This window comes from Undibacterium sp. JH2W, from assembly GCF_049340425.1.
Taxonomy (GTDB): Bacteria; Pseudomonadota; Gammaproteobacteria; order Burkholderiales; family Burkholderiaceae_D; genus Undibacterium.
In genome coordinates, this window is record NZ_JBMPOT010000106.1 from 1 (window position 1) to 255 (window position 255).

1 protein-coding gene is annotated in these 255 nt (G+C 51.8%); it reads right to left on the reverse strand.

What is annotated here, in order from left to right:
• On the reverse strand, nucleotides 1-255 hold a 255-nt coding region (locus ACO0LC_RS29325), incomplete at both ends, for an IS110 family transposase (RefSeq protein WP_423009811.1).

Below are 255 nucleotides of genomic sequence, written 5' to 3' on the forward strand. Positions count from 1 at the left end.
AGTTATCTAAAAGCTTGGCTGATTTCACTTTCAGTGACGGCGCTCCATCACAGGTCAGGCGGAATGCGGTCTTCAGGGAAACAATTTTAGCCCTGCGTTTAAGCAACTCATCCATTGTGCGTTGCTCGGGCGTAGCAGGTTCATAGCGACGCAGCTCCTTGACTTCATGTGCCAGGTAACGGGCAATGAGCATGGCATCGACGTTGTCAGTCTTGGCACGCGCCCCCACTCCTTTTGCATAATGACGGGTATCTT